This is a genomic window from Pseudomonas sp. NFX5, assembly GCF_049132125.1.
GTDB lineage: Bacteria > Pseudomonadota > Gammaproteobacteria > Pseudomonadales > Pseudomonadaceae > Aquipseudomonas > Aquipseudomonas marginalis.
Genome location: NZ_JAFMZG010000002.1, coordinates 145,817 through 161,756, shown reverse-complemented (window position 1 = coordinate 161,756; position 15,940 = coordinate 145,817). Strand labels below are relative to the sequence as shown.

Annotated in this window: 11 protein-coding genes; 8 read left to right on the top strand and 3 right to left on the bottom strand. The window is 65.0% G+C overall.

Annotation, left to right across the window (positions count from 1 at the left end; genetic code table 11):
- Window positions 1-17: 17 nt before the first annotated feature.
- Window positions 18-416 carry a helix-turn-helix domain-containing protein gene (locus J1N02_RS00770; protein WP_027608661.1) on the bottom strand — a complete coding sequence of 133 codons (399 nt, stop codon included), beginning with the start codon at window positions 414-416 and terminating at the stop codon, window positions 18-20.
- Window positions 417-620: 204 nt separating this feature from the next.
- Here J1N02_RS00770 and J1N02_RS00765 point away from each other — a divergent pair, with 204 nt between their 5' ends.
- The 7 genes from J1N02_RS00765 (at window position 621) to uvrA (ending at window position 11,682) form a co-directional block, all read left to right on the top strand.
- A complete protein-coding gene (locus tag J1N02_RS00765; protein WP_027608660.1) occupies window positions 621-1,529 on the top strand; it encodes a LysR family transcriptional regulator in 909 nt (302 codons plus the stop codon).
- 92 nt (window positions 1,530-1,621) lie between these two features.
- Window positions 1,622-2,239, top strand: a complete 618-nt coding sequence (gene lexA, locus J1N02_RS00760) for a transcriptional repressor LexA (protein WP_027608659.1) — start codon at window positions 1,622-1,624, stop codon at window positions 2,237-2,239.
- Complete coding sequence (gene imuA, locus J1N02_RS00755) at window positions 2,239-2,853, top strand: translesion DNA synthesis-associated protein ImuA (protein WP_027608658.1); 615 nt, start codon at window positions 2,239-2,241, stop codon at window positions 2,851-2,853. Before lexA ends, imuA begins: the two co-directional genes overlap by 1 nt.
- 7 nt (window positions 2,854-2,860) lie before the next feature.
- The gene (locus J1N02_RS00750) at window positions 2,861-4,276 is read left to right on the top strand and encodes a Y-family DNA polymerase (RefSeq protein WP_098479277.1); all 1,416 of its coding nucleotides are present in this window, start codon (window positions 2,861-2,863) and stop codon (window positions 4,274-4,276) included.
- Window positions 4,252-7,344 carry an error-prone DNA polymerase gene (locus tag J1N02_RS00745; protein WP_421147061.1) on the top strand — a complete coding sequence of 1,031 codons (3,093 nt, stop codon included), beginning with the start codon at window positions 4,252-4,254 and terminating at the stop codon, window positions 7,342-7,344. Before J1N02_RS00750 ends, J1N02_RS00745 begins: the two co-directional genes overlap by 25 nt.
- A gap of 109 nt (window positions 7,345-7,453) precedes the next feature.
- The gene (locus J1N02_RS00740; protein ID WP_027608655.1) at window positions 7,454-9,166 is read left to right on the top strand and encodes an ATP-binding protein; all 1,713 of its coding nucleotides are present in this window, start codon (window positions 7,454-7,456) and stop codon (window positions 9,164-9,166) included.
- Complete coding sequence (uvrA, locus tag J1N02_RS00735) at window positions 9,163-11,682, top strand: excinuclease ABC subunit UvrA (RefSeq protein WP_421147060.1); 2,520 nt, start codon at window positions 9,163-9,165, stop codon at window positions 11,680-11,682. The genes J1N02_RS00740 and uvrA overlap by 4 nt, the downstream gene beginning before the upstream one ends.
- 120 nt (window positions 11,683-11,802) lie before the next feature.
- Here the strand turns inward: uvrA and tkt are convergent, their stop codons facing one another.
- Window positions 11,803-13,860 carry a transketolase gene (gene tkt / locus J1N02_RS00730; RefSeq protein ID WP_421147059.1) on the bottom strand — a complete coding sequence of 686 codons (2,058 nt, stop codon included), beginning with the start codon at window positions 13,858-13,860 and terminating at the stop codon, window positions 11,803-11,805.
- 175 nt (window positions 13,861-14,035) lie between these two features.
- Between tkt and J1N02_RS00725 the strand changes: the two genes are divergently transcribed.
- Complete coding sequence (locus tag J1N02_RS00725; protein ID WP_027608652.1) at window positions 14,036-14,260, top strand: DUF465 domain-containing protein; 225 nt, start codon at window positions 14,036-14,038, stop codon at window positions 14,258-14,260.
- 158 nt (window positions 14,261-14,418) lie between these two features.
- Here the strand turns inward: J1N02_RS00725 and J1N02_RS00720 are convergent, their stop codons facing one another.
- Window positions 14,419-15,795, bottom strand: coding sequence for a VOC family protein (locus tag J1N02_RS00720; protein WP_421147058.1), 1,377 nt, complete (start codon window positions 15,793-15,795; stop codon window positions 14,419-14,421).
- Window positions 15,796-15,940: the final 145 nt, after the last annotated feature.

The following is a 15,940-nucleotide window of genomic DNA, read 5'->3' as shown; positions in this document are numbered from 1 at the left end:
CAGGTGCGTGCCGACCACTAGGCAGCGATCTCCCGAGGCTTGTGACGCAGTTGGTGATTTCGCCAGGTCATCGGGTTGACGCCCTCGCTGCGCGTGAACATATGGCAGAAATGCGCCTGGTCGCAAAAGCCGCACTCCAGGCTGATTTGCGTGAGGCTCAAGGAGGAACCGGTGATCAACTCCTTGGCCCGCTGGATGCGTTGCTGGCGTATCCATTCCTGGGGCGACAGCCCGGTGGTGCACTTGAACGCGCGGGAAAAATGGCTGCGCGACAGGGCGCAGGCCTGGGCCAGGTCGGCAATCGCCAGGCTTTCACCGAGGTTGGCGAGGATCAATTGCTTGGCGATTCGTTCGCGCCGGGGGCACAGGCCGCCGGTGGCGGATAAGCGAGGAGCACAATACGCAGGTCGGGCCATGACGGATATCCGCAGTCGATGGGAGCGTTCCCGGTGAATGGATGCAGTGTAGACCGGCTCATTTTTGGCGCCCCGCCGGCTGGCTGGCGAGTTAATCGTTGTTAATTTCGCCAGGTTCGGTCGCGGAAAAGACAGCACAGGCATGCAATCCAGGCAGTGTCCTGTCTGCTTAGCTGGGAGCCTGCTAACCGTTTGGATACCGCCATGAACCGCAATGACCTGCGCCGCGTCGACATGAACCTGTTGGTGATTTTCGAAGCGCTGATGTTCGAGAAGAACCTGACCCGGGTCGCCGAAAAGCTCTTCATGGGCCAACCGGCGGTGAGTGCGGCATTGGGCCGGCTGCGAGATTTGTTCGACGACCCGTTGTTGCTGCGCAACGGCCGGGGCATGGAGCCCACGCCACGCGCCGTGGCGATACTCAAGGAGCTGCAACCGGCCATGGACACCATTTCAGGCGCAGTCAGCCGCGCCAAGGATTTCGACCCTTCCACCAGCTGTGCGGTGTTCCGCATCGGCCTGTCCGACGACGCCGAGTTCGGCCTGTTCCCGCCGCTGCTCAGCCAACTGCGCGAAGAAGCCCCGGGCATTATCGTGGTGGTACGCCGCGCCAATTACCTGCTGATGTCCGCGTTACTGGCCAGTGGCGAGATCTCGGTGGGCGTGAGCTACACCACTGAACTGCCGGCGAATGCCAAGCGCAGGAAACTGCGGGACATTCCCTGCAAGGTGCTGCGCGGGGATGACGGCGTCGAACCGCTGACCCTCGACGACTATTGCGCACGGCCCCATGCGATGGTGTCGTTCTCGGGGGACTTGAGCGGCAACATCGACCTGGACCTGGCCCGTATCGGCCGTGCCCGGCGGGTGGTGCTGGCGGTACCGCAGTTCAGTGGCTTGCGGGCGCTGCTGGCCGGTACGCAGATTATTGCCACGGTGCCCGACTATGCGGCGTGTGCGTTGACCGAGGGCACGGCGCTGCGGGCAGAGGATCCGCCGTTTGCGATCGATGCGGCGGAGTTGTCGATGGTGTGGAGCGGGGTGCATGACAATGACCCGGCGGAGCGGTGGTTGAGGGGCAGGATTGCGCAGCATATGGCGGGAGGGGGGTGAGCTTGGCGGCTTCTGGGCCTCCCCCGGTTTGATCTGCATACCCCCCAACCCCGACTACCGGCTCTTGTAAGAAATTTCCCAGAGGAGTACAAATGTACTCCATGACGACCCTGACCCCCCGCCGCACCGCCATCCTGACCTTCATCCGCGACCGTATCGCGCAGCAAGGCCAACCCCCCAGCCTCGCCGAGATCGCCGAGGCGTTCGGCTTTGCCTCCCGCAGCGTCGCACGCAAGCACGTCGTGGCCCTGGCCGAAGCCGGTTTCATCGAGGTCAACCCCAACCAGGCGCGCGGCATTCGTTTGCTCAACCAGCCCCCGCGCCCGGAGTGGCTGGATGTCCCTGTGCTCGGCCGAGTGGCGGCCGGCCGGCCCATCGGCGCGGATGCCGACGTGCACAGCCGCCTGCAACTCGACCCCGCCACTTTCGCGAAAACCCCGGATTATCTGTTGCGGGTGCAAGGCGACTCGATGATCGAGGACGGCATCCTCGACGGCGATCTGGTGGGCGTGCGCCGCAGTGCCGAAGCGGTGAACGGGCAGATTGTGGTGGCGCGCCTGGACGGTGAAGTCACCATCAAGCGTTTCGAGCGCAGTGGCGAGCGTGTGCGTCTGCTGCCGCGTAACCCCGCATACGAACCTATCGTGGTCGGCCCCGACCAGGACCTGGCCATCGAAGGGGTGTTCTGCGGCCTGGTGAGGCAAGGCTGATGGGCGCCGTGGTTGCACTGGATACGCTGTTCAATGGCGGCCGCGTCTGGAAAGGCCGGCCTGTCGCGCCTCCGGCCAGCGTGCAGCCTACGGGGCTGGCGGCGCTGGATGCGGTGCTGCCCACGGGCGGCTGGCCGGAGTCGGCCTTGAGCGAAATCCTGATGGCCAGGGACGGTATCGGCGAACTGCAACTGGTGCTGCCGACCCTGGCGCGATTATCGGCGGCGGGGGAGCGCATTGTGCTGGTGGCGCCGCCCTACACCCCGTACCCCCACGCGTGGCAGAACGCCGGGGTGGATTTGCGCCAGCTGTCGGTGGTCCAGGCCGAGGCGCGCGATGTGCTGTGGGCGGTGGAACAATGCCTGCGCTCCGGCAGTTGCGGCGCGGTGCTGTGCTGGCCGCACAAGGCGGATGACCGCGCCTTGCGTCGCTTGCAGGTGGCTGCGGAAACCGGGCAGACCCTGGCGTTTGCCTGGCGCGCCTTGAGTGAAGCGATCAACCCTTCGCCCGCCGCCCTGCGCCTGGCCGTCGAGGCCAAACCTGCCCGGGTGCGGGTGCTCAAGTGCCGGGGTGGCTTGGCTCATCCGGCGCCGATTGCACTGGCGGGGCACTGAGGTTGCCATGCGCTGGGTGTGTATTGTCTTCCCGCAATTGGCGCTGGACGGGGTGCAGCGCCTGCACCCCGAGCCCGACCAACCCCTGGCGCTGCTGGCCGGCACGCCGCAGCGGCGCGTGCTGCAAACTGTCAATGACGCCGCCCGCGCATTGGGCCTGCGCCCGGGGCAATCGCTGACGGCCGCCCATGCCCTGGCCAAGACCTTTGCCTGTGCCGAATACGACCCCGTGGAGATCGAGCGCTGGCAGCAGTTCCTCGCCGCCTGGGCCTACCGCTTCAGCTCCCAGGTCAGTGTGTATTACCCGCGTGCCTTGCTGTTCGAGATCGAATCGAGCCTGGGCCTGTTCGGGCCCTGGCCTCGGTTCGAGGCACGCCTGCGCCAGGAACTGAGCGAGCTGGGCTTTCGTCACCGTATCGTCGCCGCCCCCAACCCGGCGGCGGCGCGGGTGCTGGCCAATCTCTACGATGGCCTGGCCGTGGCCGATGAGGATGCGTTGCTCCAGGCCCTGGCGCCACTGCCCATCGACCGCGCCGGCCTCGACCCGCAAGCGGCCACCGCGTTGTCGCGCATGGGCCTGCGTACCCTGGCCCAGGTGCAGGCGTTGCCCCGGCATACCCTGGCGCGGCGCTTTGACGCCAGCCTGCTCAAGCACCTCGATGCCTTGACCGGACAACGGCCGTTGGCCCTGGCGTTCTATCAGCCGCCGGACCAGTTCGATGTGCGCATCGAGCTGAATTTCGATGTGCAATCCCACCAGGCCTTGTTATTCCCCCTGCGCCGTCTGACCGGCGACCTCTCGGCGTTCCTCTGCGGCCGGGACAGTGGCGTGCAGCGTTTCGACCTGCACCTGGAACATGCCGATGCACCGGACAGTGTGATCAAGGTCGGCCTGCTGAGCGCCGAGCGTGAGCCGGCGATGCTGTTCGAACTGGCCCGTGGGCGCCTGGAGCACGTGCAAGTCACCTCGCCGGTGCGTGGTTTTCGCCTGGTGGCCCAGGACCTGCCGGTGTTCGTGCCGCAACGCCAGGACCTGTTCGACGATCGCCCGCAACAGACCCTGCCGTGGGAACAACTGCGCGAACGCCTGCGTGCACGCCTGGGGGATGAGGCGGTGCAAGGCCTGCGCTTCCATGCCGACCATCGCCCCGAATGCGCCTGGCAAATGGCGGCGGATAAAAGCCCGTGCGCCACCTTGGGCAAGGTGCGGCGTCCCGGCTGGTTGCTTGACGAACCGACCTTGCTGGCCGAGCAGGGCGTGCAGATCCTCATGGGCCCGGAGCGCATCGAATCCGGCTGGTGGGACGGTGCTGATATTCGCCGCGACTACTACCTGATCCAGACCCGCGCCGGCCAGCAAGGCTGGGCCTATCGCTGCGTGGGGCAAAGCGATGGGCTGTGGCTGCAGGGCTGGTTCGCATGAGTTATGCCGAGCTGCACTGCCTGTCCAACTTCAGCTTCCAACGCGGTGCCTCCAGCGCCCTGGAGTTGTTCGAGCGGGCCAAGCGCCAGGGCTACAGCGCCCTGGCGATCACCGATGAATGCACCTTATCGGGCATCGTGCGGGCCTGGCAGGCGGCGAAGGCGGTGGGCTTGCCGCTGATTATCGGCAGCGAAGTGCGCATCGAAAACGGCCCGAAACTGGTGCTGCTGGTACAGGACCTCAGCGGCTACCAGCACCTGTGCCGCTTGATCACCGTGGCCCGACGCCGGGCTGAAAAAGGTCGCTACCGCCTGCTGCTGGAAGACTTCGAGCAGCCGTTGCCCGGCCTGCTGGCGCTGTGGGTCGCCGAAGACAGCGACACCCAGGCCTCGACCCACTGGCTGCGCCATACCTTCGCCGAACGCCTGTGGCTGGCGGTGCACCTGCACTGCGGCCAGGACGATGCGCGGCATCTGGAGCAACGCCTGCACCTGGCCGCCAGCCTGCAGATTCCGGCGGTGGCCTGCGGCGATGTGCATATGCATGCCCGTGGCCGCCGCGCCCTGCAAGACACCATGACCGCGATCCGTCATCACGTGCCGGTGGCCGACGCCGGCACGCGCCTGCACCCCAATGGCGAGCGGCATCTGCGCAGCCTCGACGCCCTGGCCACGCTGTACCCGCAGGCGCTGCTCGACGAAACCCTGGCCATCACCCAGCGTTGCAGCTTCGACCTTAGCCAGTTGCGCTACCACTACCCGCGCGAATTGGTGCCCGAGGGTCATGATGCCGAATCCTGGTTGCGCGCCGTCACCGATGAAGGCATCGCCCGGCGCTGGCCCCACGGGGTCGACGCCAAGACGTTGCAGCAGATCCATCACGAGCTGACACTGATCAGCAAACTGGGTTACGAAAGCTACTTCCTCACGGTGCACGACATCGTGCGCTTCGCCCGCAGCCGGTCGATCCTGTGCCAGGGCCGGGGTTCGGCAGCCAACTCGGCGGTGTGTTTTGCCCTGGGCATCACCGAGATCGACCCGAGCCTGACGAGTACGTTGTTCGAGCGCTTCCTGTCAGAGGAGCGCAACGAGCCGCCGGACATCGACGTCGACTTCGAGCACGAACGTCGCGAAGAAGTGCTGCAGTACGTGTTCCAGCGTTATGGCCGTACCCGCGCGGCGCTGACGGCGGTGGTCAGCAGTTACCACGCCGCCGGTGCGGTGCGCGATGTGGCCAAGGCCCTCGGCTTGCCGCCGGACCAGATCAACGCGCTGGCCGAATGCTGCGGGCGCTGGAGTGACGATGCGCCGCCCCTGGAACGCCTGCGCGAAGGCGGCTTCGACCCGGACAGCCCGATCCTGCGCCGTGTGCTGACGCTCACCCAACAGTTGATCGGTTTTCCCCGGCACCTGTCCCAGCACCCCGGGGGCTTCGTGATTTCCGAATACCCGCTGGATACCCTGGTGCCGGTGGAAAACGCCGCCATGGCCGAGCGCACCATCATCCAGTGGGACAAGGATGACCTCGATGCGGTCGGCCTGCTCAAGGTGGATATTCTCGCCCTGGGCATGCTCAGCGCGATCCGCCGCTGTTTCGATCTGCTGCGCCGCCATCGTGGCCGTGACCTGTCGCTAGCGACGATCCCCCAGGAAGACCAGGCCACCTACGCGATGATCAGCAAGGCCGACACCATTGGCGTGTTCCAGATCGAGTCGCGGGCGCAGATGTCGATGTTGCCCAGGTTGCGGCCGCAAACATTCTACGACCTGGTGATCGAGGTGGCCATTGTGCGCCCCGGGCCGATCCAGGGTGGCATGGTGCATCCGTACCTGCGCCGACGGAACAAGGAAGAACCCACGACTTACCCGTCGCCGGAGTTGGAAACCGTGTTGGCGCGCACCCTGGGCATCCCGCTGTTCCAGGAACAGGTGATGCAGATCGCCATGGTCGCCGCCGACTACAGCCCCGGCGAGGCCGACCAGTTGCGCCGTTCCATGGCCGCCTGGAAACGCCACGGTGGCCTGGAGCCGCATCAAGCACGCCTGCGCACCGGCATGTTGAAAAACGGCTACACCGAGGCTTTTGCCGCGCAGATCTTCGAACAGATCAAGGGCTTCGGCAGCTATGGTTTCCCCGAGTCCCACGCCGCCAGTTTTGCCTTGCTGACCTACGCCAGTTGCTGGCTCAAGTGCCATGAACCGGCGGCCTTCGCCTGTGCGTTGATCAACAGCTGGCCCATGGGGTTCTACAGCCCGGACCAGATCCTGCAGGATGCGCGGCGCCATCGCTTGCAGATCCGCCCGGTGGATGTGCAGGCCAGCGACTGGGACTGCAGCCTGGAGCCCATCGATGGCCAGCAACCGGCGATTCGCATGGGGTTGCGCATGATCTCGGGGTTTCGCGAAGAGGATGGGCGGCGCATCGAAGCCGCACGTCAGCGCCGGGCGTTCAGCGATATTGCCGATCTGGACGCCCGCGCCGGGCTGGATGCGCGCACCCAGGCATTGTTGGCGGATGCCGGGGCCTTGCGTGCCCTGGCCGGCAACCGGCATACGGCGCGCTGGGCCGTGGCAGGGGTGCATAAGCAGCTTGGCTTGTTCGCCGGCCTGCCCAGCCCCGATGAGGCGCGGGTGGAACTGCCGAAACCGACGGTGGGTGAGGATCTGCACGCCGACTACGCCCTGCTTGGCACCACCCTTGGCCCGCACCCATTGGCGCTGCTGCGCGCCGAGCTGCGTAAACGGCGTTGCCGCAGCTCGAATGAACTGCAGGCGGTGGAGCATGGGCGCACTGTCAGCGTCGCCGGGCTGGTCACCGGTCGCCAGCGCCCCGGCACGGCCAGTGGCGTGACCTTTGTCACCCTCGAAGATGAATTCGGTAACCTCAACGTGGTGGTCTGGCGCGACCTGGCCGAACACCAGCGCCAGGCCCTGGTGGGGTCGCGGTTGCTCAAGGTGGACGGGCGTTGGGAGGCGGTGGGCGAGGTGCGGCACCTGATCGCCGGGCGCCTGACCGACCTGACGCCGCTGCTGGACGGCATCACGGTGCGCAGCCGGGATTTTCACTGAGGCGGGTAGCGCTGGCGGTGATTAGCCCCTAATTTATAGAAAATGAAACCATCGCCCCTTGATACGCTCCAAATTTTGCGACCGTCCTTTCTCTGCGCAGAGCCGAACGATGCAATTCTTATCCGACCCCCACGGCTGTGAAGGTTGGGCCGGCGAAATGGCCCAGCGCATTCGCGCATTTGACTGGTCCACCACCGACCTGGGACCCCTTGACCGCTGGTCCACCAGCCTCGCCTGTACCGTGCAGATGATGCTGGCATCCCCCGTGCCCATGGTGATGCTCTGGGGGCCGGCGGGGTACATGATCTACAACGACAGCTATTCGGTGTTTGCCGGCGGCCGCCATCCTTATTTGCTCGGCACGCCGGTGGAGCTGGGCTGGCCGGAAGTCGCCGACTTCAACCGCCATGTGGTGGACACCTGCCTGGCCGGCGGCACCTTGTCGTTCAACAACAAAGACCTGGTGCTGCTGCGCAACGGCCAGCCGGAAACGGTGTGGCTGGATCTCTATTACAGCCCCGTCGCCGGGGATAACCAGCAACCGGCCGGTGTGCTGGCGATTGTGGTGGAGACCACCGCCCATGTTCATTCCGAACGTGTGCGCCAGGAATTGACCCATAACCTGGAGCAACGGGTGGCCGCCGAAGTCCAGGCGCGTTCCGCCGCCGAAGACCAACTGCGCCAGTCGCAAAAGCTCGAAGCCATTGGTGGCCTGACCGGTGGCGTGGCCCATGACTTCAATAACCTGTTGCAAGTGATCGCCGGCAACCTGCACCTGCTGGCCCGCCATGAACCGGAGAATGCCCAGGTGCAGCGGCGGGTCACGGCGGCCATTGCCGCGGTGGAGCGGGGCGCCAAACTGTCCTCGCAACTGCTGGCCTTTGCCCGGCGCCAACCGTTGTCACCGGCCGTGTACAACCCGCAGCGCATCTACGCCGGGCTGGGCGAACTGCTGCAACGTGCGTTGGGTGAAACCATCCATATCGACGTGCAGCTGCCCCAGGATTCCTGGTGCATCAACGTCGATCGCAACCAGTTGGAAAATGCGCTGCTCAACCTGGCGATCAACGCCCGCGACGCCATGAAAGGCGAAGGCGTGATTCGCATCACCGGTGAAAACATCATCCTCAACCCCAAGGATTGCCGTGGCAAAAGCATCAAGCCAGGCGAGTATGTGCGCCTGGCCGTCACCGACATTGGCGTGGGCATGCCGGCGGCGATCCTGTCGCGGGTGTTCGAGCCGTTTTTCACCACCAAGCGCGATGGCCACGGCACCGGCCTTGGCTTGAGCATGGTGTTTGGTTTTGTCCGCCAGAGCGGTGGGCATGTGGACGTGTGGAGCGAGGAGGGCAAGGGCACCGTGGTGCAAATGTACTTTCCGCGCAGCCTGGGCGAAGAAGTCCAGGAGACTCACCCAGAACCCGTGTCCCACGACATGGGCCAGGAGACCATCCTGGTGGTGGAGGACAACGAGGATGTGCGGGTGACCGTGGTGGACCTGCTCGAACAGGCAGGCTACACGGTGTTGACCGCCGAAGACGGCGACCGCGCGATGCAAGCCTTGCAGGACGGCGTGCGGCCCGACCTGATCTTCACCGATGTGGTGATGCCCGGCCGTATCAAAAGCACCGACCTGGCCGAGTGGGCCCGCGTCCAGACGCCGCCGGTGGCGGTGCTGTTCACCTCGGGGCACACCCGCGACATCCTCTCCAGCAATCACCTGCTCAGCGCTGACATTCACTTGCTGAGCAAACCCTACAGCCCCGAGGCCCTGACGCAACGGCTGCGCAGCGTGCTCACTGCCAGACAAGGTTGTTCATGACGTCACAGCGCAACATGCCTCCGATCACTGCCCAGCACCTTGGATTCGTAAAGGTGCGCGGCGCCCGCGAACACAACCTGAAGAACGTCGACGTGGACATTCCCCGGGATGCCCTGGTGGTGTTTACCGGCGTCTCCGGCTCGGGCAAATCGTCCCTGGCGTTCTCCACGGTGTATGCCGAGGCCCAGCGCCGCTATTTCGAATCGGTGGCGCCCTATGCACGGCGCCTGATCGATCAGGTCGGCGTGCCGGATGTCGACAGCATCGAAGGCCTGCCGCCCGCCGTGGCGTTGCAGCAGCAGCGCGGCACGCCGAGTGCGCGTTCCTCAGTGGGCAGTGTGACCACCCTCTCGAGCCTGATCCGCATGCTGTATTCGCGTGCCGGCAGCTACCCGCCGGGACAGGCGATGCTGTATGCCGAGGACTTTTCGCCGAACCTGCCCCAGGGCGCGTGCCCGCAATGCCATGGCCTGGGCCGTGTGTATGAAGTGACCGAGGCGCTGATGGTGCCCGATCCGTCCCTGACCATCCGCCAGCGCGCGGTGGCGTCCTGGCCCCTGGCGTGGCAGGGCCAGAACCTGCGCGACATTCTCGTGACCCTGGGCTATGACGTGGATGTTCCCTGGCGCGACCTGCCGAAAAAGCAGCGCGACTGGATCCTGTTCACCGAAGAAACCCCCACCGTACCGGTGTATGCCGGTTTCACCCCGGCGCAAACCCGCGATGCACTGAAACGCAAGCTGGAGCCAAGCTACCAGGGCACGTTCAGCGGCGCGCGGCGCTACATCCTGCACACCTTCACCCACACCCAAAGCGCGCTGATGAAGAAGCGCGTGTCGCAGTTCATGCAGGGCAGCGCCTGCCCGTTGTGCGAGGGCAAGCGGCTGACCCGGGCGGCGCTGTCGGTGAAGTTTGCCGGGGTGGACATTGGCGAGTTGTCGCAACTGTCATTGACGCAATTGGCCACGTTGTTGCGGCCGGTGGCGGCGGGGCAGGACAAGATGAAGCTGTCGGTGGAAAAACGCCTGGCGGCCCAGCGCATTGCCGAGGATCTGCTGGAGCGGGTCAGTACCTTGATCGAATTGGGGTTGGGCTATCTGTCCCTGGAGCGCAGCACGCCGACCCTGTCGTCCGGGGAGTTGCAGCGCCTGCGCTTGGCCACGCAATTGGGCTCGCAATTGTTCGGGGTGATTTATGTGCTGGATGAACCTTCGGCAGGCCTGCACCCGGCGGATGGCGAAGCGTTGTTCAGCGCGCTCGAACGCTTGAAAGCGGCGGGCAATTCGTTGTTTGTGGTGGAGCATGACCTGGAAACCATGCGCCGCGCCGACTGGCTGATCGATGTGGGCCCGGCCGCCGGCGAGCATGGCGGGCACGTGCTGTACAGCGGGCCACCGGCCGGTCTGGCGGACGTTGAGGCGTCGCAGACCCGGGCCTATCTGTTCGCCGACAAGCGCCCTGGGAACCCGGCGCGCCGTGAACCCAGCGGCTGGCTGAGCCTGGAAGGCGTGACGCGCAATAACCTCAAGGACCTGAGCGTGGATGTCCCGTTGGGCTGCTTTACGGCGGTCACCGGTATTTCCGGCTCGGGCAAGTCCAGCCTGGTCAGCCAGGCGCTGCTGGAACTGGTGGGCAGCGGCCTCGGCAGCCGGGTGGAAAACGACGAAGAGCCGAGCCTGGAAGACGACGCCCCGCAAATCAGCGGCGGGCGCATCAGTGCCGGCCTGGAGCACATCCGCCGCCTGGTGCAGGTGGACCAGAAACCCATCGGCCGCACCCCGCGTTCCAACCTGGCGACCTACACCGGTTTGTTCGACAACGTGCGCAAGTTGTTCGCCGCCACGCCAGCGGCGAAGAAGCGCGATTACGACGCCGGGCAGTTCTCCTTCAACGTCGCCAAGGGCCGTTGCCCGAACTGCGAAGGCGAGGGCTTTGTCAGCGTCGAATTGCTGTTCATGCCCAGCGTCTACGCACCGTGCCCGACCTGCCACGGCGCGCGCTACAACCCTGAAACCCTGGCCGTCAAATGGCAAGGCCTGAGCATCGCCCAGGTGCTGGGGCTGACCGTGGAACAAGCGGTGGAGGTGTTCGCCGAACAACCTGGGGTACTGCGTTCACTGCACGTGCTGCGGGATATCGGCCTGGGTTACCTGCGCCTTGGGCAGCCGGCGACGGAACTGTCCGGCGGCGAAGCGCAACGCATCAAACTGGCCACCGAGCTGCAACGCAATGCCCGGGGCGCGACCTTGTATGTGCTGGACGAACCCACCACCGGGCTGCACCCACGGGATGTCGACCGCCTGCTCAGCCAGCTCAATCAACTGGTGGATGGGGGGCATACGGTGGTCGTGGTGGAACATGAAATGCGTGTGGTGGCCCAGAGTGACTGGGTGATCGACATCGGACCGGGAGCCGGGGACCGGGGCGGCAAGGTGGTTGCCAGCGGGACACCGCAGAAGGTGGCCAAAAACAAAACCAGCCGTACCGCGCCATTCCTGGCCCGAGAGCTGCTCTGACAAGCGATGTTGTCCAAATGTGGGTGGGGGGCTTGCTCCCGATGAGGGAGTGTCAGTCGCTAACAATTTGACTGAGCCACCGCCATCGGGGGCAAGCCCCCTCCCACATTTTGCTCAGCGTTAGGTCAGGTTGATCTGTGCCCTGGCCTGCTTCACCACATTCTCAACCGTAAACCCGAACTGCTCCTGCAACTTCGCCAACGGCGCCGACGCGCCGAAGCTGTTCATCACCACCTTGGCGCCGGTCTGGCCGACATAGCGGTCCCAGCCCAGTGGCCCGGCCTGTTCCACCACCACCCGGGCCTTCACTGCCGGCGGCAACACGCTGTCGCGGTAGGCCTGGTCCTGGTCTTCGAACAGTTCCCAGCTGGGCATTGATACCACCTGCGCGGCAATCCCTTCGCCTTTCAACTGCTCATACGCCGCGACCGCCAGGCTGACTTCACTGCCGCTCGCCAGCAGAATCACCTGAGGATCATCCGCCTTCGCCAGCACATAGGCGCCCTTGGCCGCCCCCGATGCCGCCGCGTACTGGGTACGATCCAGCGTCGGCAGTGGCTGGCGGGACAGTATCACGCAACTTGGCCGGTGGGTCTGCGCCAGCGCGACCTTCCACACTTCCAGGGTTTCATTCGCGTCGCCGGGGCGCAGGGTCAGCAGCCCCGGCGTGGCGCGCAGTTGGGTCAGGTGTTCGATGGGCTGGTGGGTCGGCCCATCTTCGCCCACGCCAATCGAGTCATGGGTAAACACGAACACCACCGGCAGCTCCATGATCGCGGCCAGGCGGATCGGCGGCTTCATGTAGTCGCTGAACACCAGGAATGTCGAGGTGTACGGCCGCAGGTAGGACAACGCCATGCCGTTGGCAATCGCGCCCATGGCGTGTTCGCGGATGCCGAAGTGCAGGTTGCGCCCGCTGTAGTCGTCGGCGCTGAAACGCCCGGCACCGTCGAAGGTGAGGTTGGTCTTGGTCGAGGGCGACAGGTCCGCCGAGCCGCCGAGCAGCCACGGGATCTGCCGGGCAAAGGCATTCAGTACTTCGCCACCGGCGGCACGGCTGGCCACGCCCTTGGCGTCGGGGTCGAAACCGGGCAGGTCATCCTGCCAATGCTCCGGCATTTCGCCGGCACGCATGCGGCGCAGCTCTTCGGCCAGTTGCGGCTCGTGCTGCTGCAGCTGCGCCAGGCTATGCTGCCAGGCGTCATATAACGGCTGGCTGCGCTCCAGCAGGGCGTCACGCAACACCGTGCGGGCCTCGTCGGGGACCAGGAAGCTGGAATCCTGCGGCCAGCCATACGCAGCCTTGGTCAGGCGGATCTCTTCATCGCCCAAGGGCTCGCCATGGGCGGCGGCGGTGTTGTGTTTGTGTGGCGAACCGTAGCCGATCACGCTGTCGACCACGATCAGGGTCGGCGCGCCGGTGTTGCCCTTGAAGGTGTTCAGCGCCTCGCTCAAGGCCTGCAAGTCATTCGCATCGGTGACGTGCACGGTGTGCCAGCCATAGGCCTGGAAGCGCTTGATCACGTCTTCGCTGAAGGCCAGCTCGGTGTGGCCTTCGATGCTGATGGTGTTGTTGTCGTAGATCCAGCACAGGTTATCCAGCTTCAGGTGCCCGGCCATGGACGCGGCTTCGCTGCTGATGCCCTCCATCATGTCGCCGTCGCCGCACAGGGTGTAGACGTTGTAGTCGAACAGCACCTGGCCGTCGCGGTTGAAACGCTTGCCCAGCCAGCGCTGGGCCATGGCCATGCCGACGCTGTTGGCGCAGCCCTGGCCCAGCGGCCCGGTGGTGGTTTCCACACCGGTGGTCATGCGGTACTCGGGGTGGCCGGGGGTCTTGGAGCTCATCTGGCGGAACTGCTTGATATCGTCCAGGCTGATCGCCGGTTGCCCCGAACGTTTGCCGTGGGCATCGATCTCGACCACACCGGCCAGGTGCAGCAGCGAATACAGCAGCATCGACGCATGCCCCACCGACAACACAAAGCGGTCACGGTTGGGCCAGTCGGGATGCTCGGGGTGGTAACGCAGGAAGCGGCTCCACAGCGTATACCCCACCGGTGCCAGGCCCATGGGCGTGCCGGGGTGGCCGGAGTTGGCCTTCTGCACGGCGTCCATGGCCAGGGTGCGCAGGGTGTTGATGCATTGGGTGTCGACAGCGGTGGCAGCATGAGTCATGAAACCGTTCTCCCTCGGGTGGCGATTTACAGTGGAGGGCGGGGTGTGGCAAAGGTTTGATCCCATTGCCCGCGCCGCGACGAACGGGGATGGATTGACCCTGAACATGACAAGACCGGCTGGAATGGGCTAGCTTCAAGGGGGTAAGCCATTGATCAACTTGCGGAGGTACGCCATGCCAGTGAAACACGACCTGTATCAGGATTTGGGGTTGAGCAAGGAAGCCGTTCACGAACGCAGGGCGAACGACAAACGCCTGGACTCGCTGTTCACTCAATACGATGCGGCCGATGGGGAGGTGCTGAAGGCGGAATCGGCCAAGGCCAGCGATGAGGAGGTGGAGAAGCTGAAGAAGAAACGCCTGTTGGTCAAAGACGAGATTGTGGGGCGATTGGGTTAAGCGCAACACTGCGCCTGCCATAGCGGGCGCAGATTTTTTCAGAATTGCCTGAAAGACATCTCTGCGCCGCCTGCCTATGATCCCGCTCGCCCTCCCGGCTCTGGGGACTGTTGCGGCGCAAGGATTGCGCCGGTGAGCCGGGTGGGCACTTTCCGTTTCTACACCAGCAGTGCCCGAGTGCATTCATCTATGGAGCGCTGCTGCGTCTCGCCATACACCTTCAATTCATCGACAGTCGTGCGCCCCAGGGCCTTCTCGAATTCGGCCTGGTTCGAATTGGCTGCGTAGTGACTCTGCGCCCCATCCCCCAGGTTCGACTGGAAAATCCCCGCCGCACTCACTGGCAGGAAATCCTCATACACCAAGGGTTCGACAGCCACATGGCCGGCGGCGACCAGTGCCTCCAGTGTGCGCGGTTGATCGGCCTGGCCGCGTGCCGCCAGGCCTTTCTCCGTGGCGAAGTAGCGGAAGTAGGCCAGATCCTGCTCACGCATCTGCCCGTGGTTATCCGGGAAGGCCTGGAAGTGCTGCTCCATCAACTGCATGTAACGCGCGGCATTGCCCTCGTTGGGGAAGGCGCCCAGTTCGTCGCGCGCGGCATTCAGCAGTTGGTCGTACAGCGCGCGGCCCTTGGGCGTCAGCGCCACGCCACGCTGTTCGATTTCGCCGAAACGCGCGCTGTGGCTGCCCTGGGCATCGGTGAAGGCGATGGGTTCGTCGAGGGCCTTGAAGCTGGTCTGGCGCAGCAGGATCGGGCACTGGCGGCGGGGCGGCCCTTCGATCACGGCCTTGGGGGTGATGCCCTTGCCGGGCATGGCGGCCTGGACCTGGTCGATGTCCAGGGTGCGCGGGGTCAGGTGGTTGATGTGCGGGCCCTTGAAGGCCACCACGTCGGCGATCAGGCGGTGCTGGTCGCTGAGTTGCTGGTATTGCGCGGCGGTCACGGTCGCGGTGGGGTGCCAGCGGAAGGTTTCCAGGGCCTGGCGCACAAACTCATCGGCATCCGCAGGGTTGAGGCCACCGTCCTTCTCCGCTTGTTCGATCAGCGCCAGGGCGCGGGGAGTGAATATCGAGCGCTTGGCCAGGGCGGTTTCGGCAAACCCGCGCAGCTCGGGGTTTTCGATCAGCTCCATGCGCAACAATGAGGTAAACACGCGAAACGGGCTGGTCTGCAGCGCGCTTTCGTGCACGGCGCGGAACGCCGTGGAATGCACCGGCACGCCGGCGGGGGTCAGGTCGTAGTAACCCACCGGCTGCATGCCCATCACCGCGAACAGGCGGCCGATGGTCGCCAGTTCCGCCGCGGTGCCGAGGCGGATGGCGCCATGGCGTTCCATGTCCAGGCGCTGGATCTCACCGGTGCGTTGCAGCTGTTGCGCCAGGTCCGGTTCGCTGGCGAGTACGTGGGCGTTGGTGGCGGCGACCAGCTCCATCAGTGCGCCATACAGCGGAACTTCATCTCGGTACATGTCGGACATGGCCTTGGAAAAGCCCTTGCGGATCTCGTCGGGGCTGACATGTGCGGTGCTGTGCATAGAAAAATTCCTGATCACGATGCTGATGGGCGCGGCCGATACCTGGATTTTGTTGGGCTGTGGGCGGGCGTGCAAACGAAGAATCCTCTGGACTTCATTCTGCAAATGAATGAAATGACGTGAATATGACAAAAAACGGCGGCAG

What these genes read in the sequence shown, in the direction of transcription:
- J1N02_RS00770 (WP_027608661.1), bottom strand. Translation starts at nt 416, where the DNA reads ATGGCCCGACCTGCGTATTGTGCTCCTCGCTTATCCGCCACCGGCGGC.
- J1N02_RS00765 (WP_027608660.1), top strand. Translation starts at nt 621, where the DNA reads ATGAACCGCAATGACCTGCGCCGCGTCGACATGAACCTGTTGGTGATT.
- lexA (WP_027608659.1), top strand. Translation starts at nt 1,622, where the DNA reads ATGTACTCCATGACGACCCTGACCCCCCGCCGCACCGCCATCCTGACC.
- imuA (WP_027608658.1), top strand. Translation starts at nt 2,239, where the DNA reads ATGGGCGCCGTGGTTGCACTGGATACGCTGTTCAATGGCGGCCGCGTC.
- J1N02_RS00750 (WP_098479277.1), top strand. Translation starts at nt 2,861, where the DNA reads ATGCGCTGGGTGTGTATTGTCTTCCCGCAATTGGCGCTGGACGGGGTG.
- J1N02_RS00740 (WP_027608655.1), top strand. Translation starts at nt 7,454, where the DNA reads ATGCAATTCTTATCCGACCCCCACGGCTGTGAAGGTTGGGCCGGCGAA.
- uvrA (WP_421147060.1), top strand. Translation starts at nt 9,163, where the DNA reads ATGACGTCACAGCGCAACATGCCTCCGATCACTGCCCAGCACCTTGGA.
- tkt (WP_421147059.1), bottom strand. Translation starts at nt 13,860, where the DNA reads ATGACTCATGCTGCCACCGCTGTCGACACCCAATGCATCAACACCCTG.
- J1N02_RS00725 (WP_027608652.1), top strand. Translation starts at nt 14,036, where the DNA reads ATGCCAGTGAAACACGACCTGTATCAGGATTTGGGGTTGAGCAAGGAA.
- J1N02_RS00720 (WP_421147058.1), bottom strand. Translation starts at nt 15,795, where the DNA reads ATGCACAGCACCGCACATGTCAGCCCCGACGAGATCCGCAAGGGCTTT.